The sequence below is a fragment of the Culturomica sp. genome (genome assembly GCF_003524185.1).
Lineage (GTDB): Bacteria > Bacteroidota > Bacteroidia > Bacteroidales > Marinifilaceae > Culturomica > Culturomica massiliensis.
The window spans coordinates 44,053-70,164 of sequence record NZ_DOED01000042.1; the positions used below are offsets into that span (position 1 = coordinate 44,053).

Below are 26,112 nucleotides of genomic sequence, written 5' to 3' on the forward strand. Positions count from 1 at the left end.
AAAAGATAGAGAATGAAAAAGATTCTTATTTTAGGTATATTATTGATTTTCGGAATCTCTTTTGCAAAGGGAGCAACTTCCAATAATGTCACTTGGTATATTTGGTTCTCTTATGATGGGAAGACTAAAATACCTTCTTCATCTTTGAATTTATCTCAGTTTTCTGCAACATTTACATGGAATGGAGAAACCGTAACAATCCCGGGTACGTCAGTTCCGAACTGTGCGATAAAGGATGTGGGAGGGTATGCTGTTTTACAAATAACTTTACAGGCTTTTAAAAGTGGTTTTATTCCGGTACAATCAGAAGATCCTGTGAAATGTCTGGTTAATTTAGCGTTGACATTACCTTCCGGAGATGTCATTACGATGGATATTCCAAGAACGAAATTTAGTACAACGGAGCAGATTTATGCAAATATAACCCCGCCTGTTGCAGATCCGACAATAAATATTGCCAATAGTACTGTCTGTGCAGGGGGGGATAAAACGGATATTACAATTGGTAATGTCACGGATTACAGTAAATATTCAATTAAAGTTTTTAGTGGTGCAACGGATGTAACGGATAAGTTTACGATCGGTGCATTGGGGGCAACAACGGAGATAAAGGCTAAGGCCGGTACGACAGCCGGAAGCTATACGGTAAAATTGATTGATAATGCGGATGCTTCGAAAGAGTATGCAGCCAATTTGACGGTTAATGCGGCTGCCGTTATCTCGATTACGGTGCCCAATACGCAAAAAGATGGGGCGGACGCTTACTATTGTAGCGGGGGATCGGATAAATCGACAGTTGTCCTTACGGCAAACGGGCCCAGCGGTTATACCTATGCCTGGGAAAAAGACGGTGCAGCTATTGCGGGTGCCGGTAGTGTTACGGCAAATCAGCCGGGTGTTTATAAGGTAAAAGGAACGCATACAACGGGTTGTCCGGGCGAGGCAACGGTTACGGTAGGTGAAAAGACGGCTCCGGTAGCTCCGGCGATTACGGCTCCGGCGAAAGCGGATGTCTGTGTGGAAGACGGAGGTTCGACGACCCTGGCTGTGACTTCCCCGAATGCCGGTTATACTTATATATGGACAGGAGCAACTGCCGGTACGCCGACCAGTTCTGCAACGGTACAACACAGTAGTGTTGCCACAAATGCAGCCGGTTCGCAATATACGGTAAAAGCCAAAGATAACTTTTGTACATCAAATTCTTCTACAGCGGCTGTTTTGAAAGGCCATAAGATCAGTGTTACCCTGGATAAAACCGGATCGATACAGGTGGCTGACGGTGTGACGCAGACTCTGACGGCAACCCCGACGACAACGCCGGCGACCGGTACCGTAGATGCTACGACCTGGAACTGGACTTCTACCGGAGCGGCAATCGCTTCCGGGCAGGGAACGGGCAGTATTACGACCGACCCGATCCATGCGACGTCTACCTATAAGGTGGCTGTAAAAGACCAGTACGGATGTCCTGCTACCAGTGCAACAACAACCTTTACGATCAAGGCCGGTACGACCTGGGACATTACATTGGCCGATGCTAAGGCTTGTGCAGGAACTCAGATCAATTTGGCCCCCACGACGACTGCCGGTGTAACCTTGCCGGCTCCGGTTACTTATGCGTGGTCTTCTTCCGACGGATTGACATTTACGAGTACGAATACATTAAATACTTCTGTTCCGACGACAATGGCGCCGGGAACTTACAAAGCGAAGATTAAAATCACGGACGGTAACGGCGTTTCCAAGGAAAAAGAGGTAACGGTTAAGGTATACGGTAAACCGACTTTGACGGATGTTACGGTTACTTCTACAGAGGTTTGTAAAGGAGATGCCGTGGAATTGTCGGCTAACGGCGGTGCTGCTTCGACAACGGTGATCGATAATTCGGCAGCATTGACGTATAACTGGACGGGGGCTACGAAAAAGGCCGACCAAACGAAAGCTTCGGCAACATTAAAGGCCGGCGACAATCTGTATGAAGTACAAATCGTCGACGGCAACAATTGTAAAAGTGAAAAAAGAAGTGTCACTTATGTCGGACATGAAGTAACGGTTATTGCTTCGCTGAACGGAAGTACTTCTTCTCCGGTGAGTGTACCTTACGGTTCGGCGGGAGCGTTGGATTGTACGCCGAGTTTCAATCCGGGCACAGGAGCCGCCGCCGGGCATGCGGATACTTACGAGTGGGTAAAAGCGACGGGTACAGCCGGTATTGACGGTGTAAATACGAATAAAACCGCGACGACGGAAGCTTTGACATCGGCCGGTTCTTTTAAAGTGACGGTTACCGATCAGTTCGGTTGTCCGGGTACGGGTACGATCAATTATACGACCACCGGCGGTGCGTTGACCGTTTTATTGAATCCGGCATACATTTGCGCCGGTTCGGATACTCCATTGTCCTGTACTCCCGGTGGAGGAACGGGGGGAGCTATTACTTACGAATGGATTGCTGTGAACGGCGATGTGACGTTTGACGATCCGAGTGCTGTTCAGCCGAAACTGGCAGCGGCAACCCCACCGGGTGTATATAAAGTAAAAGTGAAGATTAAACAGGGAGCTCAGACTGTAGAGTCGGCCGTCGTGGATATTACGGTCGGTGCACAGCCCAAGCTCGCTACGATCGGAATATTCCAGAACGGCAACCTGATTCCGGACGACGGAACTTCCGTATTGCCGGGTAGTAAGGTGTCGGTAGTGGCAACGGGGACAAACCTGCCTGCCGGTACTGTTTACGACTGGACTCCGACGGCTTTGGTAGAGTCTGTTTCAGCCGATCAACTGACGGCAGAGAGTGTGGCGTTGTCGAGAAGTGCTTCGACGTGCTTTAAACTGACGGTGACGAATGCTGACGGGAAATGTCCGGATTATAAAGAGGCTTGTGTGCCGGTAGCCGGTACGGAATTCGTACTGGATATCCCGGATGCTTCGGTATGTTTCGGAATGCCGTTGAATGTGACTTCTGTCGGAAATATAACCGGAGGTGTGAAACCGTATGTCCGTTATACCTGGACGTGTGCCGATCCGAATTTCAGTTTCACCGAATCAGCCGATCATCAGTATATTACAGTGGCTGCTACGACTCCGGTCGGCACCTATACCGTGCATCTGGAAGTTGAAGATACCAAAGGCAATATCGTTGCCGATGATTTTACGGTAACGGTGGCTGCTGTTCCTGTGTTTACTGCCGTGCCGGCTTCCCCGCAAACGGCGAAAGTGGGTACGACCGTGAATTTGTCGGCTACGGTAAATCCGGGTACGGCTACGGTAAACTGGATCCCGGGAGGTCCGGTACAGGGAGCACAAACCGGCGGTACGGGCTATGCCCAGATTACGGCAGGAAAATTTACGGCTGCAGGGGCTTATACTTACAGAGTGGAGGCGGCCCTCGGCACTTGTAGTATAGATTCGGTTATTGTGATCAATGTACAGGAAAAAGTGGACGATATTGTCATTGTTGCGGATGATGTTACGGCTTGTGAGGGGGACCGTAATATCCGGCTGAGCGCTTCGGCAACGGGCGGATCGGGTAGTCTTTCTTACCGCTGGGAGGAACTTGACGAAGATATCGTGTTGTCCAGTTCTACCGGACAGACGACGACGGTGCAATCTGCGTCTGTCGGTTCACACCGGGTAAGGATACATGTGACGGATAATTCGACCACCGATCCCGCACTGCCACAGTATAAGGATATTCTTGTTACCATATATGGCAAGCCGACGATTACTTCGATTGCGGTAGATAATGTAACGAGCGGTGCTTCCAATGTAACGGTAGTGGATTTCGGAGACGAGTTGAAACTGACCGGTACGGTTGATCCGACCAATGCAACCTGCGCCTGGACGGACGACCGGGGAGCTTTGCTTTCTCCGAACGGTAATCCGGTATATACCAAGCCGATGACGGATAATACGCGTTTTACCCTTACGTTGACGAACAACAATGGATGTTCGGTGAGCCAGGATGTAAGCGTGACGGTAAAACAACCGGAAAACGGGGCATTGCTGCGTCTGGAACTGGCGAAAGAGTGTGCCGAATCGGGCCGGGATATGGTACTGACAATGACAGCGACGGGAGGTACGACCTATTCCTTCCATTTGAGGAATAATGCCGGTCTGGATGTACTTTTCGAAGGAACGGGTCCCTGGACCTACAACATTCCGTTGAGCGGTCAGGATACTTATTTTGCACAGAACTTCCAGGCCTTTAAAAACGGGGTGGAAATTTTACCGACCTACGTACAGCCTGAAAATCTGGAAGCTTTGTTCTATACGACTCCGGTTATTACGATAGCCGGCGGAAATACGAAGGCAGTTTGCGAGGGTAATGCTTTGACCTTGTCGGCTTCCGCCCAATTGGGAAATACGGTTTTCGAATGGGATGATCCGAATGTCGTGAACGGGCGGCCTTTCTTCCCGACGACATCGGGTACCTATACGGTTACTGCGACGTCAGACCGGGGATGTGAAGCAACCTCCAGGGTAGATGTGACGATAATCCCGAGACCGACGGTGACGATCAATGCTTCGCCGGAAACGATCTGTCTGGGAGATACGGTATTCCTGACAGCCGGAGGATCGGCTACGGAATTTACCTGGAACAACGGAAAGACGGGAACGGATATTTTTGATATACCGAATGTGGGAGGAACGATAAAATACGTGGTATCCGGTAAGGAAACCGTAAACGGCTGTACCGATACCGCTTCGGTGAAGGTGCTTGTAAATGAGCCGCCGATGATTGTATCGACTTCCCGTACGACACGTAGTATCGCCATCGGTAAGAATGCGACTTTTGCAGTCAAGGCTACCGGTAAGGATCTGAGATACGAATGGCAGCGGTGGACCGGTTCGTCCTGGCTGACTCTTTATGACGGCGATGACGACCAGCCCGGTGTATCCGGCTCGCGTACCGATTCGTTGACACTGACCGGCGTGCCGATGAGCTGGAACGATACGAAACTGCAATGTATCGTTACCAATGATTGCGGTGTTGCCGATACGACCTTCCTGCTATATGTGAAAGAATGTTTCGATATTCTCGACCTGGAATGGGATATGTGCGAAGGTATCCGTCCGGAAACCGATCCGACGGTGGCAATTGACGGCTGGTATTGTCCGGGAACAAAGATTGCCATCTGTGCCAGACTGATTCTCGACGATCCGGATGCCGATCTGGGAAGTGCCGTGTATAAATGGACGGTAGACGGATTATCTACCGATGACGGCCGCTGGGGAGAAATGGTGTTTATTTCCGATTCCAGTGTATTGAGTTGGGTACCGCCCGCCTCCTGGCAGGATAATATTACCATAGCCTTGTGCGCTTATATCGACGGAGCCTGTGATACGGTATGTAAGAGTTATCTGCGCTTGAAGGCAACGGCTTATACCGAACTCGACTGGAAGATGATGACTTCCGTCGATCCGTCCAGAATGTTCTGTCCGGGAGATACGGTAACTTGTTGGATAGACGATCCGAAACAAACGGCAGGTTTGAACCCGACCTATAAATGGTATAACGATATTTTCGACCTGTCGACGGAAAAGCCTTCGACCAACGAAGTGGTCAGCTTGAAGAACGACCGGGTAGTGATGAAGATGGGACAAAAAGATACGTGGATGAAGGTGGTGATGACTCCTTCTCCTGAAATCTGTACCCGCCAGGGAGAATATGCCGATACGGCTTTCTTGCAGGTAAAACAGATCGTAGAACCGGAGTTCTCAATCTGGAGCGAGGATACATTGGCTTGTGCCAACGACGAGATTTACCTGGAAGCCCGTTGGAAAAATGCCGGAGAGCATCCTAAATTCCAATGGACACGCAGTATCGGAGAACCTTATTGGAACCTCGGAACCGAATATTATGCCAAGACGGTATTGGATGAAAACGACGTATGGATCAAATGTGTACTGACGCCTTCGGATGAAGTTTGCTTCAGACAGGATACCGTATTTGTCGGAGCTAAACAGATTAAGGTTATCAAGGATCCGGCCGTAGTGATTTTCGCCGACCTCGAAAATAAAGTGCAGGGAGACGAAATCATCATCGAATCGGATATTACGAAAATGCCGATCAAGGATCCGTCTTATACCTGGTATGTCAATAATCTGATCGAACCGGGCGAAACGGAAGAGGAATGGATTTCTTCCGATTTCAAACAAGGCGATAAGATACAATTGGGTGTGAAAGGAGAACGGATTTGCCAGAACCAGATCATGTCCAATATTCTGGAGATCGATTTCAACAACTCGGCCCGCGATACGCTGGTAGTGATCTATCGGGACGAACGTATCCGTAATCTGGATTTGTTTAAACCGGGTGACGAACTGAAAGAGTTCTCTATCGCCCAGGGCGGTTATACCGGTTCGGGTAAGGTTTCGATGGGACTTGACGGGAAGTTCAATTACATTCCGGATCGTGATTTCATCGGTATGGAGAAAGTGACGTATGTGATCTATAATAAGTATACGGGAACAACGGAAACCGGGCATGTTTACATTCAGGTAAAAGACAAAGACCGTTTCTTTATTCCGAATATCATTACGCCGAACGGGGATGGTTTGAACGATACCTGGAAGCTCGATTTCCTGGCTGATTACCCGGAACACAGAGTGACGATTTACAACCGTTACGGTAAGGTCGTCTTCAGGGCTGACCATTACAACAACGACTGGGATGGATCGGGTCAGGGAAACAGTGGCTATGTGGCCTACTTCAACCTGCCGAACGGAATTTATACTTATGTGATCGATCTGGGTAATAAGGAGATATTGAAAGGATGGGTAGAGATCCGGAAAAATATGAACCTCGGGAGATATTCGCGCTAAACGGGTATAAAACGTGGTGATGAAAAGGTGAAAATCTCCCGGGCTGTAAGGGCCGGGGAGACTTTTGCCGTTTATAAATATTTGAAGGAAGGACGCGGAATTTTGAAAATTAATTTGTAGTTTAGAGCGTTTTAAATTAGGTTAAAATTATACGAAAGTTTATAAAGTTTTTAAATCGGTATTCCGTCTTTACTTTCGTATTTTTACCTTAACAGACATGGTATTATGAGATTTATTGTTGCAGGTTTATTGGTGGTAATGTCGGTGACTGCGGGGATTGCGCAGACGAATGTGTTGAGATTTACGGATTATGCAATGGTACAGCCGGTTGTCAATCCCGCTTGTATGGGTATGGAAGAAGGGGTGGCCGGGTTATTACTTTACCGGAGTCGTTTTGAGAAATCCGATTACTGGCCTTCTACCGGTGTGTTTAATATCAATTCCGGTATCAAAGGGAAGAATCTGGGAGGGGGTATAAACCTGATTTACGACAAATACGGTCCTTATGAAAAATTGTTCGCCTATGTAGCGGGTTCTTATAAGCTGAAAGTGAATGAAGGTAAGTTTTTATTTTTCGGATTGCAGGCGGGTATCAATTATGTCAGCAATGCCGGAAATTATAAAAAATACGAGGAAGAAGTCATATTCAGTGATAATTACAGTCAGCCGAACTTCGGTTTCGGTTTGCACTTCCAGGCCGATAAGTATTATGTCGGTTTGTCGATTCCGGAATTCAGGTATAATACAATCAACGAAGAGGGGCAAAAAGTAAATTCGATGATGTCGAATATGCTGAAGGTATTTCTTTATGGCGGTTACCGCTTTAAAATTGCGGAGAATACAGATTTGGAGCCTTATTCCTGGATTACATATTCGGGGGAGGAGAATACGATGCTGGATCTGGGAGCCAAATTGATATACAAAGACAGCTTTATCGTCGGCGCTCAATACCGTACGGAGGAAGCATTCGCTGCTATGGTAAGGGTAAGATTGACGGGAGATATCTGGCTGGGGTATGCGTTTGAAGGCAATCATTCGGATATTGACAACAGCTTTAACAGTGTACAGGAAATCGGACTGACTTTCCGTTTCGGCGGTAAGAAAGGAACCGGCGGCAGTGCGACGAGTGACGAGAAATACGACGATATAAAATCAATCCGTTATTTTTAATACGGAGTCGCAAACTCATAAAGTCGCAGAGAATTTTGGATTGAATACACAAGGCTGAATTTGAGAGGAATTAAAAATTGCAGATTTACGATTTTAGATGAAACGAAGCTGATAACGAATCTGGATGCCCGATAATCTAAAATTAAAATCTGAAACCGTAAACAAGTTAGGAAGCAGGAATAGTAAAATCAGCGTGGGATCCGGGAGAACTGCGGAAGTAATTTACAATTTAAATCTAAAATCAGGATGAAGTTCATATTCACCATATTGTTTGTGATGCTGATGTCGATGGGGGCTTTTGCACAACAGCAAAGCCGGGCTGACCGGATGTTTGAGCGGGGGGATTATTTGGGTGCTATGAAATTGTACCGGAAGGAACTGGATGCGGGTACGGGAGACCAGGAGCGAACGAAAGCACGGGTAGCCAATTGCCTTTTTCATTTGAATGATGTTATCCGGGCCGGACAATTGTACCGGGAACTGGATCCCGATAAACTTGGGGCGGATGATTTGCTTTATTATGCGATTACCTTACAGCGCTCAGGGGAATATGATAAAGCATTGGGGCTGGTGGATATGATCGAAAGTATGGGAGGTGATGTTATCGCTACGGAGCGTTTGCGTCAATCCTGTAGTTTTGCAGAGCAAATGAAGAAGGAAAAGCCGGTGTATGCCGCTAATAAGACAAATATCAATTTTGCCGGCTTTTCTGCCGGTGTTACCTATTATAAAGGCAAGGGGGTTATTCTGGCAGCTCCGGGCAGCGGCGAGAACGCCATGCAGGACTCTAAAGGCTATAAGTTTACCCGTTTGTACAATGCCGTATTTTCCGGAGATGGAAAAGGAGGACGCCTGATACCGTTCGGAGAGGAACTGGTAGATAAATACCACATCGGAGCGGTGACTTTTTCGAAAAATTTTCAACGGATTTATTTTACGAAAACCATTTTGAAAAAAGACGGCACCAGTATATTGAAGCTGATGACGGCAGAGAATAATGCCGGGAAATGGGAGAACATTCGGGAGTTGAATATCAATTCCGACGATTACTCCTGTGCTCATCCTTGTTTATACCGGGATTCGCTTTTGTTTTTCGTTTCGGATATGCCGGGAGGGTACGGCGGGAAAGACATTTACAGGACGGTGGTCGACGGGGACGAGTGTGGCGAGGTACAGAATCTGGGAGGTGTCATCAACACGGAAGACGACGAATTATTCCCGTTTATTGATAGTGACGGTTGTCTGTTTTTTGCTTCCAACGGGCATGTCGGTTTGGGAGGCTTGGATATTTTCGAAAGCCGGATGACGGCGGAGGGATGGACAGCACCCCGAAATATGGGCCGTCCGATAAATTCGTCGATGGATGATTTCGGTTTGGTGTTTCTGGATACGAAGCGCACCGAAGGCTATGTTTCTTCCAACCGGGGAGGTACCGGATATAACGACTTTTTATTCAGTCTGCGGATATTGCCGAGCCGTTCTCCTAAAGTAGACGTGCCGGCACCTGTGGATCAGCAGGTTGTCGTCGATCCCAAAGACATGTTCAAGGTGGATTACCGGTATGCGATACAGGTAGGGGCTTTTCGGAATCCTGTGCCGCGGGTTTATTTCGATAAATTTCAAAATGTCAAGGTATATCTGGGGTATGATAATATCTATCGGTACACGTTGGGAGAGTATCCGGAAGAGCAGGTGGCGCAGAACGACTTGAAAGAAGTCCGGAAAGTGATAGGCGACGCCTTTGTGTGTAATGTCGATAGTTATGTTGTACAGCAAAAAATCCGGAACGATGTGCAGGGGGATAAAATCAGCGATGACGAACTGTTGTTGATCCGCCTGAAAAATCTCGAAATACAGGAAAAGGCGAAGAGAAACCGGCCGCAGCCGCAAAAAACACGCCGTTATCTGGAAAAACCCCGGGATACCGAAATGGCCGTGAGGCGTAGTGCCTATACGGTGGTGCTGATGTCTGTCAATCAGGTACTCGATATGTCGAAATTCAACGGTATCCGGGAAATGGATGTTTATGAGGTGGAGGATGGAAGCTACCGTTATTGTACCGGACGCTACAATAGAAGGGAAGATGCGGAGAATGCCTTGCAGCGTGCGCGTAATTTGGGTTTCCGGGAAGCATATGTTACCAATACCAGCGAATACGGCTATGAGCGGAGAAGGGTTGCTGAAGACAGTCCCTCCCGGGATGTACACGGTATGAAAGAACTGCTGAAAGATTTGTAAAACCGGCTTATAATTAAGCCTGCACTTTGCCGAAAATTACACACTGGGACGGACTCAATGTGTAATTTTTGATTTACGACTTTACTTTTTTGCCGGGTCGGATTGTGTGTTGAATCTGTAATCTACAATCTACAATCGTAAATCAAAAATCAAAAATCGTAAATCATAAATCTGTCTGGTGGACTAACGAAAATCAAAATTCGTTTACTTTTCATTGATTTTCCTTCGTAATCTCCAAAAAGTTGTATCTTTATTGCGTTGAAAAATGGAGTTTTCAGATATGCGGACACGAAGTATTTGATTATGGGTGATGATGTGAATTTAAGCGGGTGGCGGCTTTGGAAGGAGGCCCGGCATTTGGTGCAGGAAATATTCCGGTATATACCGGATGTGAAAGCAAACAGCGTTTATATCCAGATGCGGCGTGCTGCCCTGCAATTGTTGTGTTCCGTTTCTGAAAGCCGGCTTGCGGCGTCGCGCCGTCAGGCTATTGTGTTGTTGGATGATGCTTTACAAATTTGTGCAGAACTTAGGCACATGTTACGTATATACCGTTGCTATCGTTATATACCGAATGAGGTATCGAGGGAGTTAGATGTACTTTGCCAAAAATTATATCCGGCCCTGGAACAGGAAATTCAGCGGTTGAGTATGGGGTTCGGACGTTTATACCCGGAAAAACCGGAGGAAAAAGGCACTGAAGATTCGGATCTTGTAAAAGGAAAGGAATGAACGGGAGAAGCATTGCTATTTATGGAAAAACGATTCAGGATGAGTTTTTTCCGTACCTGGAGAAGATGTTATGCCGTATAAAAGCGGAAGGTATTGCGCTCGATTGTGAAGTGGGGTTCGCTGCTTTTTTGGCGGAACATTTCGGTTGCAGGGATTGGTACCGCCAATTGTACCGGCAGTCTGATTTTCCGCGGGAAGATACGGCTTTGCTGCTGAGTATCGGAGGAGACGGAACTTTCCTGGATGCCGTGCTTTATGTGAGAGACAGTGGTATTCCCGTACTGGGGATGAATACGGGGCGGCTCGGTTTTCTGGCTAATATTTCGGTCGATGAGGTAGACGAAGCCGTCGAATATATTTGTGGGGGTGTGTATGATACGGAACCGAGGGATGTACTGGGACTGAAAGTGAAAGGAGGCAATTTCCCGGGGTTTACTTACGGACTGAACGAGGTCGGAGTACACAAGACGGACAGTTCGTCTATGCTGAAAATCCATGCTTATATCGGAGATATTTATCTGACGACTTATTGGGCGGACGGCTTGATCGTTGCGACGCCGACCGGTTCAACAGCCTATTCGCTTAGTGGGGGAGGGCCGATTGTGAGTCCGGCGTGTAAGAATATTATTTTGACGCCGGTATGTCCGCATAATCTGACAATGCGGACGCTGGTGGTGCCCGATACGGCCGTTATCCGGCTGAAGGTGGAAGGACGGTCAGGTGATTTTATGTTGAGTCTGGATTCCCGGCTCGAACGAATGAGTGACGATTGTGAGATCGAGATTACGACCGGTGATTTCAAGATTAATGTCGTAAAGTTACCGGGACACGATTATTATGAGACATTACGGGATAAATTGGGATGGGGAGGAGATATCCGGAATGGAAAATAGAGAATGAAAAATGAAAAATAACGAAGAAGCGGCATTTGAGCATCGGAAAATGAAAAAACGGCCAACACTTTTTGTGTTTATTACCCGTTTTTTCACTTTTCACTTTTCGCTTTTCCTGCTATTGTTGTTATCTTTGGACGGTTTTAGTCAGCCCGGAGCGGAAATTGGGATCATGGGAGGCGGTGGATATTATTTAGGTGAATATAATCCGTCCCATCATTTTAAGTTTACGCAAGGGTATTTCGGCGGATTATACCGTTATAATCTGAACGACCGTTTTGCTTTGAGGCTGAATGCCGGCTTTTCGCGCATTGATATTAAAAATGTCATATTGCCGGATAATCACGGGGTAATTTATCCCACCGGTTTTAAAGCCAATATCCGGGATTTAAATCTTGTGGGAGAATTTAATTTCCGGAGTTTTATGGTTCCTAAAGTCGATAAATCTTCTTTATGGTCGCCATACATTTATGCGGGGATCGGTTTTTTGAGTGCCGGAGATGCCGGGAGTATCAGTATACCGCTCGGCGTAGGAGTGAAGTTTAATTTATGGGGTCCTGTATCCTGTGGGGTTGAATGGGGCTGCCGGAAATTGTTTACGGATAAATTAGACGATTTGGAAGATCTTTGGAAGACAGGGGAAACGAACTTTATTTTCAATAAGGACTGGTTTTTTGTCGGAGGGGTAACACTGACTTACCGCTTTCCGATTGATCCGGTTTGCTGGGGATATTGATTTGATTGTAAACGGAAAAATATTGTATTCGATGTATAATCCGATTTATGATTTACGATTTTATTTTGCCGGGTTGGCTGGTTGGTATAATCTGCAATTTGAAATCTGAAAGGGGATCGGAGTGTTTAAAGTATATTATTAATAATTCAGGCTACTTATGACGGATGAAAAAATGCCGCGGCATGTGGCAATTATCATGGATGGAAACGGAAGGTGGGCGAAGGAGAGAGGTTTGGAGCGTGTCTATGGGCATCAGAAAGGAGTGGAGACTGTCAGGCGGATTGTAGAGGCTGCCGGGGAGATCGGGCTGGAATACCTGACATTATATACTTTCTCGATTGAAAACTGGAACCGGCCTAAAGCGGAAGTCGATGCGTTGATGGGATTGATGGTTGATGCGATTATCCGGGAAACGCCGGACCTGATGGAGAAACATGTAAAAGTGCTGGTGATCGGAAACGTCGCTGATTTACCGGAGACGGTACGGCTGAAATTAGAGGAGCTGGAGGCAAAGACGGCTGCAAATGACGGGGTGAAGTTGGTGTTGGCGCTGAGCTATGGTGCCCGCTGGGAAATAACGGAAGCGGCTCGTAGAATAGCTGAAGCCTGCCGATCGGGAAAAATCGGAGATGTCGATGAAATAACCGAGTCTTTGTTTGCTACTTATCTGACTACGGCAGGCATTCCGGATCCGGATTTATTGATCCGTACCAGCGGAGAATGCCGGTTGAGTAATTTCCTGTTGTGGCAGTGTGCTTATACGGAATTTTATTTTATTGATAAATTTTGGCCTGATTTTGAAAAAGATGATTTATATTTGGCAATTCGTAATTTTCAGTTGCGCGAGAGGCGGTTTGGCATGACGGGAGAGCAGTTGAAATCCGGAAATGCCGGAAAATAAAGCGGGGCGGATCTTTGAAAAAAGAAGTGGGAGGTTTGTAAAATAGATAATACTTGGTAACAATAATACAAATGATAAAGAGGGTAATTCTTTGTTTTATAATAACCTTTTTGTGTGGTAGTGGAATAATGGCGCAAACAACCGATTCCATTGTGCAGCCGGAAGTTTACTATTCTTCACCTAAAACGTATGAAATCGGAGGCATAGAAGTAACGGGTATTGCCGATCACTATGATCCGGAAACTTTGGTTCAATTGGCCGGATTGAAGGTCGGTCAGGAGATTAAATTGCCCGGAGACGAGATCACGAAAGCCATTAAACGCTTGTATAGTAACGGTCTTTTCTCGGACGTCGGTTTTTTTATCGATAGAGTGGTCGATGGTAAAGCTTATTTGATTTTACATTTGCAGGAAAGGCAGAAATTGTCGAAAATCAATTATATCGGCTTGAAAAAGTCGGAAGAAAATAAGATCAAAGAAAAGATCAATCCGCTTCCCGGTACGCAGGTGACCGATAATATGATCACCAATTTGAAGCATATCGTTGAAAAGCATTTCAAGGAAAAAGGATTTTACAATATCAGTATCAAAGCTCTCCAGCGCGACGATCCGGAAAAGGACAACTTTGTGATTCTGGATGTCATCGTAGAAAGGAATAACAAGATTAAAATTCAGGATATTGTCATTAACGGTAATAAGGAGATAAAGGCTTCGGTGTTGAAACGGGCCATGAAGAAAACCCGGGAGAAATCTTTGGTGAATTTTTTCAAATCGTCGAAATACATTGAAGCAAGTTACGAGGACGATAAATACAACTTGCTGGATAAGTATAATGAGAAGGGATACCGGGATGCCATGATATTGTCAGACAGTGTGGTACAGGTTTCTCCCAAACGGGTGAAGATTTATATCAATGTGGAGGAAGGTAAGAAATATTATTACAACAATATCACGTGGGTAGGTAATACGGTATATGATTCGGAGCGTCTTTCCCGTATTCTGAATATCCAGAAAGGGGATGTCTATAATAAGAAATATTTCAACGAACGTCTGAACGACGATGAAAATACGGCGGTTAATAAATTGTATGTGAACAACGGTTATCTGTTTTTCCGGGCAATACCGGTAGAGACAGTTGTCGGCAATGATTCGATCAATGTGGAAATCCGTATTTTTGAAGGTCCGCAGGCTACGATCAACCGGGTAATCATCAAAGGTAACGACCGTACGCACGAGCATGTAGCCCGTCGTGAGTTGTATGTCTATCCGGGGGAATTGTTCAGCCGGGAAGACGTCATGCGTAGTTACCGGGAATTGGCGAATCTGGGACATTTCGATCCGGAGCAGATCAAACCGGATGTAAAACCCGATCCGGAAGCCGGTACGGCAGATGTAATTTTCAGTGTTGTGGAAAAAGCCAATGACCGGGTGGAATTGTCCGGTGGTTGGGGTGCCGGTATGATCATCGGTTCGCTGGGGTTGACTTTTACGAATTTCTCTATCCGGAATATCTTTAACTGGGAATCTTACCGGCCTTTGCCGCAAGGGGACGGACAGACATTGAGCCTGAAAGCTCAAACGAACGGTAAATATTATACCTCGTTCAGTGCTTCTTTCCGGGAGCCCTGGCTGGGAGGACGGAAACCCAATTCGTTGAGTGTGTCTGCTTATTATTCCCGTCAGACCGGTTACTCTTCCAGCTATTATAACCATTCCTATTATGTCAACAATTCAAAAGACATGTATGACGACAGTCAGTTGATGACGACTTTCGGTGTGAGTGTCGGATTGGGACGGCGAATCAAGTGGCCGGATGACTTTTTCACAATGTATACGGAGGTATCCTATCAGCGTTATCATTTGAAGAACTGGCCGTACTATATTTTCAGTAACGGTAATTCCAACAATTTGTCGTTTGCTTTCCAGCTGAAGCGGAGTTCTATCGATAATCCGTTGTATACCCGTAAGGGAAGTGATTTTACTTTCGGGTTATCCTTTACTTTGCCTTATTCCTGGTTTGACGGTATCGATTACGACAAATCGAACCTGGAGGAGAAAAACCGTTACAGATGGATTGAATACCACAAATGGAAATTTATCGGTAAAACGTTTATGCCTTTGGACAGAAACGAGAAACTGGTATTGTATGCCGGCGTTCAGTACGGTTATCTGGGTTATTACAACAAACACAAGCGTTCTCCGTTCGAAGGTTTCGAGATGGGAGGTGACGGAATGTCCGGTTATAGCCTGTACGGACGTGAATACATCGGTTTACGGGGGTATCAGAACGGTTCGTTGACAAATGCCGGATCAAACTTTATTGCACCGAATGCTGCGGATGCCAGTCTTTATTCCAAGTGGACCATGGAGGTTCGTTATCCGATCTCTCTGGCACAGTCGGCAACGATTTATGCCCTGGCATTTTTGGAAGCCGGAAACTCCTGGTATGAGCTGAAAGAGTTCGAGCCGTTCAATCTGTACCGTTCTGCCGGTGTCGGCCTGCGGGTATTCCTGCCGATGTTCGGATTGCTCGGTATCGATTGGGGATACGGTTTCGACGAAGTTCCGGGACGTCCGGGAGCAGCCGGTTCGCAGTTCCATTTTGTATTGGGTCAGGAGTTTTGACATTAATTATAAATAATTTTCAGCGTTCAATTTGCATGATACAATTGAAAACCATAATTATTTTACTATTTTTGTCCTGTATTACGGGTATGGGAATGGCACAAAGCCGCTATGCTTTCGTTAATATGGATTACATCCTGGAGCATATTCCCGATTACGCCAAGGCGAAGCAGGAGTTGGACGAATATTCCCGGAAGCTGCAGGCCGATATCGACGCTTTGTATGCGGAGATTACGGAAATGCGCGACAAATATAATTCGGAACGGGTGTTTCTGACACCGACGATGCGCGAACAACGGGAAAAGGCAATAGCGGAGAAAGAAAATAAAGCCCGCGTATTGCAACAGAATTATTTCGGACCGAACGGGGAGCTTTTCCTGAAACGTGAGGAATTGATCAAACCGATTCAGGACGAAGTGCTGGACGTGATCCGGGATGTGGCCAAAGAGGGGAATTTCGGGGTTGTTATTGATATTTCAGCCGATAATTCGGTGATTTATTACGATCCTAAACTGGATAAAAGTAAAAATGTCCTGCGCAAGTTAGGATATTCGACAGCAGAGAAAAGTGAGGAATGAGACTTTGCAATTAGAAATTGGTTAATTAAAAATAGAGAAAATGAAGAATACAATGAAATGGTTGTTACTGGCCGCTTTTATGGTGGCTGCAATGAGTTTGTCTGCTCAGCAAAAACCGCTTAAACTGGGACATATCGAGAGCAGTAAGCTGGTGGCTGCAATGCCTGAGATGGCCCAGGCCCAGAAAGATTTGGAAGCTCAGCAAGCAGAGGTACAAAAGGAAAGCCAGAATCTGCGCGATCAATATCAGAAATTGATTGTGGAATATACACAAAACCAAAAGACTTACTCAGAAATTATCCTGGCTTCTAAAGAGCAGGAAATTAATGAATTGGGTCAGCGGATACAGAAGTTTGAAGAATTGGCTATGAATAAGTTGCAAAAAACACGGGAAGAATTGTTCGAACCGGTGATGACAAAAGCAACCAACGCTATTAAAGAGGTGGCCAAAGAGAACGGTTTTACTTATATTTTCGACATGAGTTCCGGAGCTATTTTGTTTGCATCCGAAACATCGGAAGATATATTGCCTTTAGTAAAGAAAAAATTGGGGATCCAGTAATAACTGCAATTTATCCATCCTGCCGGATGCCGAGAAAATTGAAGTGTATGCGATCCTGAATTTTGAAATTCACGATAATTTTAAAAATTAGTCGGACACCCGTAAGGTCTTAAAATAGAGATACTGCGGGTGTCTGTTTTTTATATTGAAATCCGGTATGACAGACAGAAATTCCATCGGCGTTTTTGATTCCGGTTACGGAGGCCTGACGATATTGAAAGAGATTGTACGGGTTTTGCCGGAGTATGATTATATCTATCTGGGAGATAATGCCCGTACGCCTTACGGAACCCGTTCGTTCGAGGTGGTTTACCGCTATACCCTGGAGGCCGTCCGCAAGTTGTTCGGTATGGGGTGTCCCCTGGTGATCCTTGCCTGTAATACGGCGTCGGCAAAAGCCTTGCGTACGATTCAGCAGGTAGATTTACCCCGCATGGAAGCTACGCGGCGGGTGTTGGGTGTGATCCGGCCGAGTGTCGAGGCTTTGGCTTCCTTTACCCGGAACGGGCATGTCGGAATCCTGGCAACGAAGGGAACCGTAGCCTCGGAATCCTATCCGCTGGAGATCGAAAAATTGTACGGTAAAGAAGCTTTTCGGATTACCCAGGTAGCTTGTCCGATGTGGGTGCCTTTGGTCGAGAATAATGAGTTGGCAGATGAAGGGGCCGTTTATTTTGTCCGGAAATATATTGCGGAACTTATGACGGCCGATCCGCAGATCGATACCGTCATTCTGGGATGTACGCATTATCCTTTGTTACGGTCTCTTATTTTGCGTTATTTACCTGCTCACGTGAAATTGGTGGAGCAGGGACATATCGTAGCAGATAGCCTGAAAGATTACCTTTTGCGGCATCCGGAAATGAAAGAACGTTTGTCGGCGGAGGGCAACCGGCATTATCTGACTACGGAAAAGACGGAATTGTTTGAGCGGATGGCCGGTTTGTTTATGGGAGAAGAACTCCGGGCCGAACAAATAGAAATTTAAGAAGGATGCGGGATTTGGAAGCAGAGTTTTCCGCTTTTGGTTTATATTTTATATATTTACGAGATAAAGGGGTTTTATTGTAGATTTTTGATTTACGATTTACGATTTTTGATTTACGATTTCTTTTTGCGGGGTTGTATTGTGTGTTCAATCTATAATCTGCAATTAAAAGGTTTATGTAGATTGTAAATTTTAGATTTTAGATTTTAAATTGCTTGACAATCTGGTTTGTTATCAGATTCGTTTCATCTGAAATCTGCAATTAAAACGTTGGTTTGAGGACTAATAGGAATAGCATGACAGAGCAGGAATTGATAAAAAATGCTTTTGAAGATTTGATGGCGAACCTGCGTCCCGGGACGTCGAAGGAAAGCCGGCAATTGATCCGAAAAGCTTTTGATTTTGCGAATGAAGCGCATAGCGGTGTAAAACGACGTTCCGGAGAGCCTTATATCCTGCATCCGATAGCTGTAGCCCGTATCGCAGCCAAAGAAATCGGGCTGGGAACTAAATCGGTCGTCGCGGCTTTGCTTCATGATGTTGTGGAGGATACGGACTATACGGTGGATGATATCGCGAGCCTTTTCAGTCCGAAGATAGCTTCGCTGGTCGATGGATTGACCAAGATCAGTGAGGTGATGGGAGCCGACAGTAGTAAACAGGCCGAGAGTTTCCGGAAAATGATACTGACATTGGCGGATGATGTACGGGTGATTCTGATCAAGATCGCCGACCGCCTTCACAATATGCGGACGCTGGAGTCCATGCCGGAACACAAACAGGTGAAGATTGCCGGGGAAACACTATATATTTATGCGCCTTTGGCTCATCGTATGGGATTACATGCGATCAAAACGGAGTTAGAAGATTTGAGCATGAAGTACGAGCACCCGGAAGAGTATGAGGTAATTGCCCGCAAAATAGCCGTTTATCACCGGGAGTTTTCCGATCTGCTGGAAAATTTTGTCGGTCCGATCCGGAAAAGCCTGGATAGGAACGGATACGAATATACGCTTACAGCACGTACGAAAAGTGTATATTCGGTATGGTTGAAGATGCAGAAACAGAATATCAGCTTTGATGAGATTTACGATTTATTGGCCGTAAGGGTTGTTTTTACTCCTAAGCCGGAGCAACCGGAGAAGTGGCAGTGCTGGAATATTTATTCCCTGATTACGGATTTATACCGGCCGAAGCCGGAGCGTATCCGCGACTGGATAAGTACGCCTAAGGCTAACGGCTATGAGGCTTTACACCTGACGGTTATGGGCCCTGAAGGGCAGTGGTTTGAGGTGCAGATCCGTTCGCAGCGTATGGACGAGATTGCAGAGAAGGGATGGGCAGCCCATTGGAAATATAAGACGGAAGGGGGAGAAGGTAATTCAGAGCTCGACAAATGGCTGGCGAGCATAAAAGAGATGCTGGAGCAACCTGATTCGGATGCCCTTGAATTTCTGGACGAGTTTAAGCTGAATTTGTATACGAAAGAAATCCGGGTATTTACTCCGAAAGGATATATGAAGACCTTACCCAAGGGAGCTACTGCTTTGGATTTTGCTTACGAGATACACACAGAGATCGGTAATACCTGTATTGGGGCGAAAGTCAATCACCGCCTGGTACCGATGAGTTATAAATTACAGAGTGGCGATCAGGTTGAGATCCTGACAAGTGATAAGCAGACGCCCCAGAAAGAGTGGTTGGATTTTGTCATCACGGCCAAAGCAAGGTCACATATCGATGCTGTTTTCAAGAAAGAGAGAAAAGAAGCCATCCGGCAGGGAATTGCTTATTTCGAGGGAATGGTGAAAGAGGCAAATCTGCCGCCGACATCGGAACCCTTGAAAAAAGCGTTGGCTTTTCTGAAGTTGACGAATAAAGACGATTTATATATCCAATTGTCGAAAGATACCGGTGTCCGGGAACAATTGTTGAAGGAGCTGAAGAAGAAAAACGAAAACCGGTTTATGAAATATTGGACCCTCCAATTCTTGTGGAGCGATAAGGATAACGAAGGGAAAAAAATCAAGCGGAACGAAGAGTTGGGAATTACCGATACGAATACGGATATCGTCATCGCTCCCTGTTGCAGTCCGATACCGGGGGATGATGTGGTGGGTATGAATATCGGCGGTAAGGTGACGGTACATAAGCGTAAATGCCCGGAAGCGATTCGCTTGATGTCCAGTTACGGGGATAAAATTGTGCCGGTGAAATGGGTCACCCAGAAGGTGATGTCTTTCCAGGCGATCCTGAAATTGTCTGGGATTGACCGGGTCGGAATGGTCAGTGATATTACGACGGTGATATCAAAAGAAAGCGGAGTAAATATGCGGGTGGTGCATTTCGAGACCAAAGACGGCGTTTTTGAGGGGATGATTCATGTGTATGTTCATAATACACAGGACTTGAATCGGTTGATCAGTAAAATTTCCGCTTTGAAGGGAGTGGAAAAAGTAGTAAGGGTAGAAAATATCGAAAGTTGAGAATATGCCGAACGAAATGGAAAAGGTGAAGACCGTAAAAGATATTTTTACAGCTTATATGCAGGAAAAAGGACTGCGTAAAACTTCCGAGCGCTATGCCATATTGGAGGAAATCTACATCCATCCGGGACATTTTAATGTAGAGTCTTTGTTTGAAGCGATGCTGCGTAAAAATTACCGGGTCAGTCTGGCAACGGTATATAACACATTACAGTTGTTGCTGGATTGCAATCTGATCGTCAAACATCGCTTTGAGAATAATATGTCTTTGTTTGAACCTACATACGACATTACCCCGCATGAGCATTTGGTGTGCCTGCATTGCGGGAAGGTGGAAGAACTGACGGATATACATATCGATGAGGCGATAGAGAGTGTAAAGGACAAATGCGGATTTTCCGTCCACCATCATTTATTGTATATCTACGGACTCTGTAAAGAATGCCAAAAGAGTCATTAATTTTCAGTTTCTGATTTCCAATTTTCGATTTTTAAAGCTACCTTTGTACGTTTGCGTTTTTCAGGAGGAAAACGTGTAACGATGTGGAATTTTATAAACCGGGACTGTTCCGGCAGTCGTAACTAAACGAATACAGATGAAAGTAGATGTGTTACTTGGATTACAATGGGGTGATGAAGGAAAAGGCAAGGTGGTGGATGTGCTGACACCGAAATATGATTTGATAACCCGTTTTCAGGGAGGGCCGAATGCCGGTCATACGTTGGAATTTAACGGAGAAAAATATATCCTTCGTTCTATCCCTTCGGGAATCTTTCAGGGCGGAAAAATGAATATTATCGGAAACGGAGTGGTGTTGGATCCGGTGCTTTTCAGACAGGAAGCTGAAAGCCTGGCTGCCAGCGGACATGATATCCGGAAGCAACTTTGTATATCTAAAAAAGCACATTTGATTTTGCCTACTCATCGCATGCTCGATGCTGCAAATGAAGCAGCCAAGGGAGATGCCAAAATCGGTACTACCGGTAAAGGTATCGGACCGACTTATACGGACAAGGTGAGCCGTAACGGTGTCCGGGTAGGAGATATCCTGCATAATTTTGAAGCGAAATATGCCCGTGCTAAAGCCCGTCACGAAACGATGCTGAAAGCATTGAACTATACTTACGATATTACAGAACTGGAAAAAGAATGGTTTCAGGCCATCGACTATCTGCGGCAATTCCGTTTGATAGACAGTGAGCACGTTATCAATAACCTGTTGAAAGAGGGTAAAAATGTCCTGGCGGAAGGCGCTCAGGGAACGATGCTGGATATTGATTTCGGTTCTTATCCTTTTGTGACTTCTTCCAATACAATTTGTGCAGGAGCCTGTACGGGACTCGGTATCGCTCCGAAAGCGATCGGAGAAGTATACGGTATTTTCAAAGCCTATTGTACGCGTGTCGGCAGCGGGCCTTTCCCGACCGAGTTATTCGATGATCTGGGTAAGGCTATGTCTACGTTGGGCCATGAATTCGGTTCGGTAACGGGACGTGCCCGTCGTTGCGGATGGCTCGATCTGGTGGCCTTGAAGTATGCCGTTATGATCAATGGTGTGACTCAGTTGATTATGATGAAGAGTGATGTGCTCGATTCCTTCGAGACGGTGAAAGCTTGTGTTGCCTATGAGATTAACGGAGAAGTGACGGATGAGTTTCCCTATGAGATCAATGACGATATCAAGCCGGTTTATGAAGAATTCCCCGGTTGGAAAACAGATATGACACGGATGACATCCGAAGACGAATTCCCGGAAGAATTTAATGCTTATGTCAGCTTTATCGAGGAGCAGACCGGAGTACCGGTGAAAATCGTATCTGTCGGAGCCGATCGTGAACAGACGATCGTGCGTTACGAAGATTAACTTCATGCCGGGCCCGCAGATTTGGTCAATTGGATTTACGATTTTAGATTCGATAAATCTGACAACGGATTCGTTTATCAGACAATTTAAAATCAATCTATGGGATCAACAGAATCTGCGGGTCCGGTCTGTCTGAATAATTCTATTTATTTCGCTTAAACAAACGTCCGAGAACGTTGGCCAGATTCTCTCCTTCGGAGTGATATACCATGGAGATACTGCGGAACGTGTCGGTTTCCTCTTCTCCTATACCCATTTGTACCGGATAAATCAACAGGCAACTGTTGGTTTGAAAGTATTTATTCAGATAATTGGGTATCAGCGACATTTGTCGCAAGTAAGAAGGACAGTTTTTCCGGCTCATCACTACAATCAAGGCGTCGTCGGGATGAATGGCCCGGGATACGACCAGAAAGTCGTCCCAATTGGAAAACTCATTAAATTCGGCTACAATACGGTGTTTCCGTTGTACTTCCTGTAGTATGGACAATACAGAGTAATTGCCGTAAAATACAATTTTATTTCCGGTGTTCTTACTCAAATTCCACACCCGGATCAGCCAATACGGGAAACCGATTTCTTTTTCCGCATCGGGAGGTATTAAAACGATGTAGCGTTTTACCGTCGATAAAGGCTGTACCGGACGGTATATCATCGTCGTTGTCGCACACTTGGTCAGGACGCCTTCCGTTAAATTTCCCAGAAAGGTATCCGAGATATCACTTTCTTTTCGTAATCCCAATACGATATCGGTTATCTTATGCTCCTTAACGACATTTTTTATCCCGTTTACAATATTGATATCGTAACGCATCAATCCCTGAATCGCATGATCGGAAGCCGCTGCCGTCTTCGCCGCTTTATCCAGTAGAGCCTGTGATCTTTTCTCCGCGGAAAGGTCGTTGTTATCCGATTTAATAATGCTCAACGCCATCATCATCGCTTTGCATTTCCGGGGTTTCACCGTTGTCCCTAAGGTGATCAGTTCTTCCACATTTTCAGCATTGCTCAAAGGAATCAGGATTTTGTCCCCGGTATCTTCTTCTCCGGACAATTCCTCTGCAGATATGTCGGCGATTGCTACATTCTGTGCACCCCTTTGGGTGACGAAAGAAGCAATGGTACAAGTCACCAATATCATCACGACGGTACCGTTCAATACATTCTCATCCAGTAAGCGGATGGCTTCCCCCTCCGGAGTCCACCCCAGGACGACCTGATAGCCTACCAGTACGGCTGCCAATGTCGCTGCCGCCTGGGCATTCGACAAGCCGAACAGTAAACGCCCTTCGTCCCGGGTATAGTGCAGGGTCTTTTCCGTAATATAGGCTGCCAGCCATTTGGACAATGTAGCTACCAGACACATGATGAAAGCCACCCACAGGGAAGCCCAGCCGTTCATAAATACCCGGTAGTCGACCAACATACCGACACCGATCAGAAAAAAAGGAATAAAAAGTGCATTCCCGACAAATTCGATCCGGCTCATTAATGCCGAAGTGTTCGGAATCAGCCGGTTTAACGCTAATCCTGCCAGGAATGCACCGATAATATCTTCCAGGCCGGCAAGTTTTGAGAGGAAGGAAGCCATAAATACCAATGCCAGGACAAAAATATACTGGGCAATGCTGTCCTCATAGCGTTTGAAAAACCAACGTCCCAGAATGGGAAAAAGGAGGAGTATGCCGGCTACGAATATCGCCGTAGATAAAGAAAGCCGCCACCAGAAATTACCGTTGATTTCTCCGGTAGACATTCCGACAATCACTGCCAGCACCAATAAAGCGAGCAGGCAGGTAATCACCGTAGCCCCGATTGAAACGTTAACCGCCCGGTTTTTGGTTACTCCGTATTTACTCACAATCGGATAGGTCATCAGGGTGTGCGAAGCAAACATACTGGCCAATAATACCGAACTGGGCCAGGACAGTTGCAATAAATATACTCCGGCAGCCGTTCCCATACCCATTGGGATCAGGAAGGTGAGTAAACCGAAATAGACCCCCCGGCTGTAATTTTTCTTTAAATCCGCCAGATCGATTTCCAAGCCGGCAATAAACATGATATATAAAAGTCCGACTTTACCGAACAGTTCAATGCTGCTGTCCCGCGCCATGATGCCTAAACCGTTCGGTCCGATAAGGGCCCCGGCAAGAATAAGGCCGATAAGATCGGGTATTTTAAAGCGATGCAGGATAATCGGTGCCAAGAGGATGATGAACAGGATCACCGAAAATATCAGCACCGGATCTGTCAAAGGAAACTTTAACAATGAAGAAAACATAGGCATAATTTATGTCAACAAAAATACTATTTTTGCCGAAAAATCAAAAATCCGCCCTTTTCCGGAAATTGTAAATTTGCAATTTTTACCGGCTTCTTTTTTGAGTTTTAAATCTTTATTTCAGGGGATTTAGAATTTTATTGCCAGTCAGCAGGAATATTGTCCGTTATATTCAGACATCCTCCGAAACATTTGGTTCCATTGATTGTCGGCGGATAACCGGGTTGCCCGGCTCTGTCCCATAGTTTTAGATTACCTGTTGTGGGAGTAGTTCCGGTCAAAGAACTGCATTTGTAAAAAGCATAATTAAAATTTACAGCATTTTTACAATTATCGAATAAGGAAACCGGAATAGAATTGAGTTGTTCGCATTGAAAAAAGACCCTGGTAAAAGATATAACGTTCGGACTGTAAGCAAATAAGTCAGCAGGTAAAGTTGCTAGGCTTTTGCAGTCACCGAATGTATAGACAAAATTTGTAACATTAGAGCAATTCTCGAATAATCCCTGTGGTACAGAAGTTAGTCCGGTGTTTTGAAAAGTCAGATTAAAACTTTCGATATTGTAACTATTTTTGAATAAATGAGGAGGTATACTTTTTAGATTAGTACAATTGGCAAAGGTTTGAAGAAAAGATTTAGTCTTTGTACAATTAGCAAACAATTTGTCCGGCAATGTTGTTAATCCGGTGCAACTACCAAAAGTTGAAGTATAACTTTCTAAATTAGGAATACCGGAAGCAATGGAATGAAGATTTTTACATTTAAAGAATGCATAATTAAGGGTTTGAAAACTTACATTTCCCCATTGGGTAATTTGGTATAAATAAGGCTTACAATTTTCCTGAATATTTAATTGAGGGAAAATACCCAGAATTTTTATCCGATAGGTCGCTGTAGCGGCATATTTATGTTGTGCCCGGTAGTAATCGGACTTATGAAATATCATTGTTAAATCGCTGTTATCCCCCCAGTCAATAATGCAGTTGTATTGTCGGTTGGTATCCAGTGTAAAGGCGATCAGGGAGTCCTTAGGTACGGTCCATTCCGTAATAAAAGATTCGGAGTCGTAATCTGCCCTGCTTAGCAATTCTTGCTGATAGTTGTCGTAGTTTGTTAATTCTGGATCATTTTGGCAGGCATATATTAAGAGTATACCTAAACAGGTATATAAGAGATGCTGAAGTAAATTATTCGATTGTTTTTTCATGGTGATGGATATTTGG

At 45.5% G+C, this 26,112-nt stretch carries 16 protein-coding genes; 14 read left to right on the plus strand and 2 right to left on the minus strand.

Translation table 11 applies throughout. From position 1 onward, the window contains the following. Positions 1-12 precede the first annotated feature (12 nt). From DD657_RS13995 to DD657_RS14060, 14 genes are all read left to right on the plus strand, one after another. Positions 13-6,831, plus strand: a complete 6,819-nt coding sequence (locus tag DD657_RS13995; RefSeq protein WP_287050520.1) for a T9SS type B sorting domain-containing protein — start codon at positions 13-15, stop codon at positions 6,829-6,831. A gap of 225 nt (positions 6,832-7,056) precedes the next feature. Then, positions 7,057-8,001 carry a PorP/SprF family type IX secretion system membrane protein gene (locus DD657_RS14000; protein ID WP_021988043.1) on the plus strand — a complete coding sequence of 315 codons (945 nt, stop codon included), beginning with the start codon at positions 7,057-7,059 and terminating at the stop codon, positions 7,999-8,001. A 246-nt stretch (positions 8,002-8,247) separates the two neighbouring features. Then, positions 8,248-10,239, plus strand: coding sequence for a tetratricopeptide repeat protein (locus DD657_RS14005; protein WP_273133272.1), 1,992 nt, complete (start codon positions 8,248-8,250; stop codon positions 10,237-10,239). 258 nt (positions 10,240-10,497) lie between these two features. After that, the gene (locus DD657_RS14010) at positions 10,498-10,971 is read left to right on the plus strand and encodes a four helix bundle protein (RefSeq protein ID WP_068690741.1); all 474 of its coding nucleotides are present in this window, start codon (positions 10,498-10,500) and stop codon (positions 10,969-10,971) included. Then, entirely contained in the window at positions 10,968-11,864 is an 897-nt protein-coding gene (locus DD657_RS14015; RefSeq protein ID WP_287050522.1) for an NAD kinase, read from the plus strand. Before DD657_RS14010 ends, DD657_RS14015 begins: the two co-directional genes overlap by 4 nt. A gap of 10 nt (positions 11,865-11,874) precedes the next feature. After that, complete coding sequence (gene porG / locus DD657_RS14020; RefSeq protein ID WP_021988047.1) at positions 11,875-12,600, plus strand: type IX secretion system protein PorG; 726 nt, start codon at positions 11,875-11,877, stop codon at positions 12,598-12,600. A 157-nt stretch (positions 12,601-12,757) separates the two neighbouring features. Then, positions 12,758-13,501, plus strand: coding sequence for an undecaprenyl pyrophosphate synthase (gene uppS, locus DD657_RS14025; protein ID WP_287050523.1), 744 nt, complete (start codon positions 12,758-12,760; stop codon positions 13,499-13,501). A 71-nt stretch (positions 13,502-13,572) separates the two neighbouring features. Next, positions 13,573-16,125 carry a BamA/OMP85 family outer membrane protein gene (locus DD657_RS14030; protein WP_068690739.1) on the plus strand — a complete coding sequence of 851 codons (2,553 nt, stop codon included), beginning with the start codon at positions 13,573-13,575 and terminating at the stop codon, positions 16,123-16,125. Between the two features lie 35 nt (positions 16,126-16,160). Beyond that, on the plus strand, positions 16,161-16,703 hold the full coding sequence (locus tag DD657_RS14035) for an OmpH/Skp family outer membrane protein (protein WP_021988050.1): 543 nt from the start codon (positions 16,161-16,163) through the stop codon (positions 16,701-16,703). 40 nt (positions 16,704-16,743) lie between these two features. Beyond that, positions 16,744-17,265 (plus strand): OmpH/Skp family outer membrane protein, encoded by a 522-nt coding sequence (locus DD657_RS14040; RefSeq protein WP_021988051.1) that lies wholly within the window; start codon positions 16,744-16,746, stop codon positions 17,263-17,265. Positions 17,266-17,422: 157 nt separating this feature from the next. Further along, the gene (murI, locus tag DD657_RS14045) at positions 17,423-18,253 is read left to right on the plus strand and encodes a glutamate racemase (RefSeq protein WP_021988052.1); all 831 of its coding nucleotides are present in this window, start codon (positions 17,423-17,425) and stop codon (positions 18,251-18,253) included. A 296-nt stretch (positions 18,254-18,549) separates the two neighbouring features. Beyond that, entirely contained in the window at positions 18,550-20,739 is a 2,190-nt protein-coding gene (locus DD657_RS14050; protein ID WP_287050524.1) for a RelA/SpoT family protein, read from the plus strand. Between the two features lie 4 nt (positions 20,740-20,743). After that, entirely contained in the window at positions 20,744-21,199 is a 456-nt protein-coding gene (locus tag DD657_RS14055; RefSeq protein ID WP_021988054.1) for a Fur family transcriptional regulator, read from the plus strand. Between the two features lie 136 nt (positions 21,200-21,335). Beyond that, positions 21,336-22,604: an adenylosuccinate synthase gene (locus tag DD657_RS14060; RefSeq protein WP_021988055.1), complete on the plus strand. Its 1,269-nt coding sequence runs from the start codon at positions 21,336-21,338 to the stop codon at positions 22,602-22,604. Positions 22,605-22,746: 142 nt separating this feature from the next. On the opposite strand, the gene DD657_RS14065 is transcribed toward DD657_RS14060, so the two are convergent. Next, positions 22,747-24,888 carry a cation:proton antiporter domain-containing protein gene (locus DD657_RS14065; protein WP_502696232.1) on the minus strand — a complete coding sequence of 714 codons (2,142 nt, stop codon included), beginning with the start codon at positions 24,886-24,888 and terminating at the stop codon, positions 22,747-22,749. A gap of 137 nt (positions 24,889-25,025) precedes the next feature. Continuing rightward, complete coding sequence (locus DD657_RS14070) at positions 25,026-26,096, minus strand: leucine-rich repeat domain-containing protein (RefSeq protein WP_287050526.1); 1,071 nt, start codon at positions 26,094-26,096, stop codon at positions 25,026-25,028. Positions 26,097-26,112 lie beyond the last annotated feature (16 nt).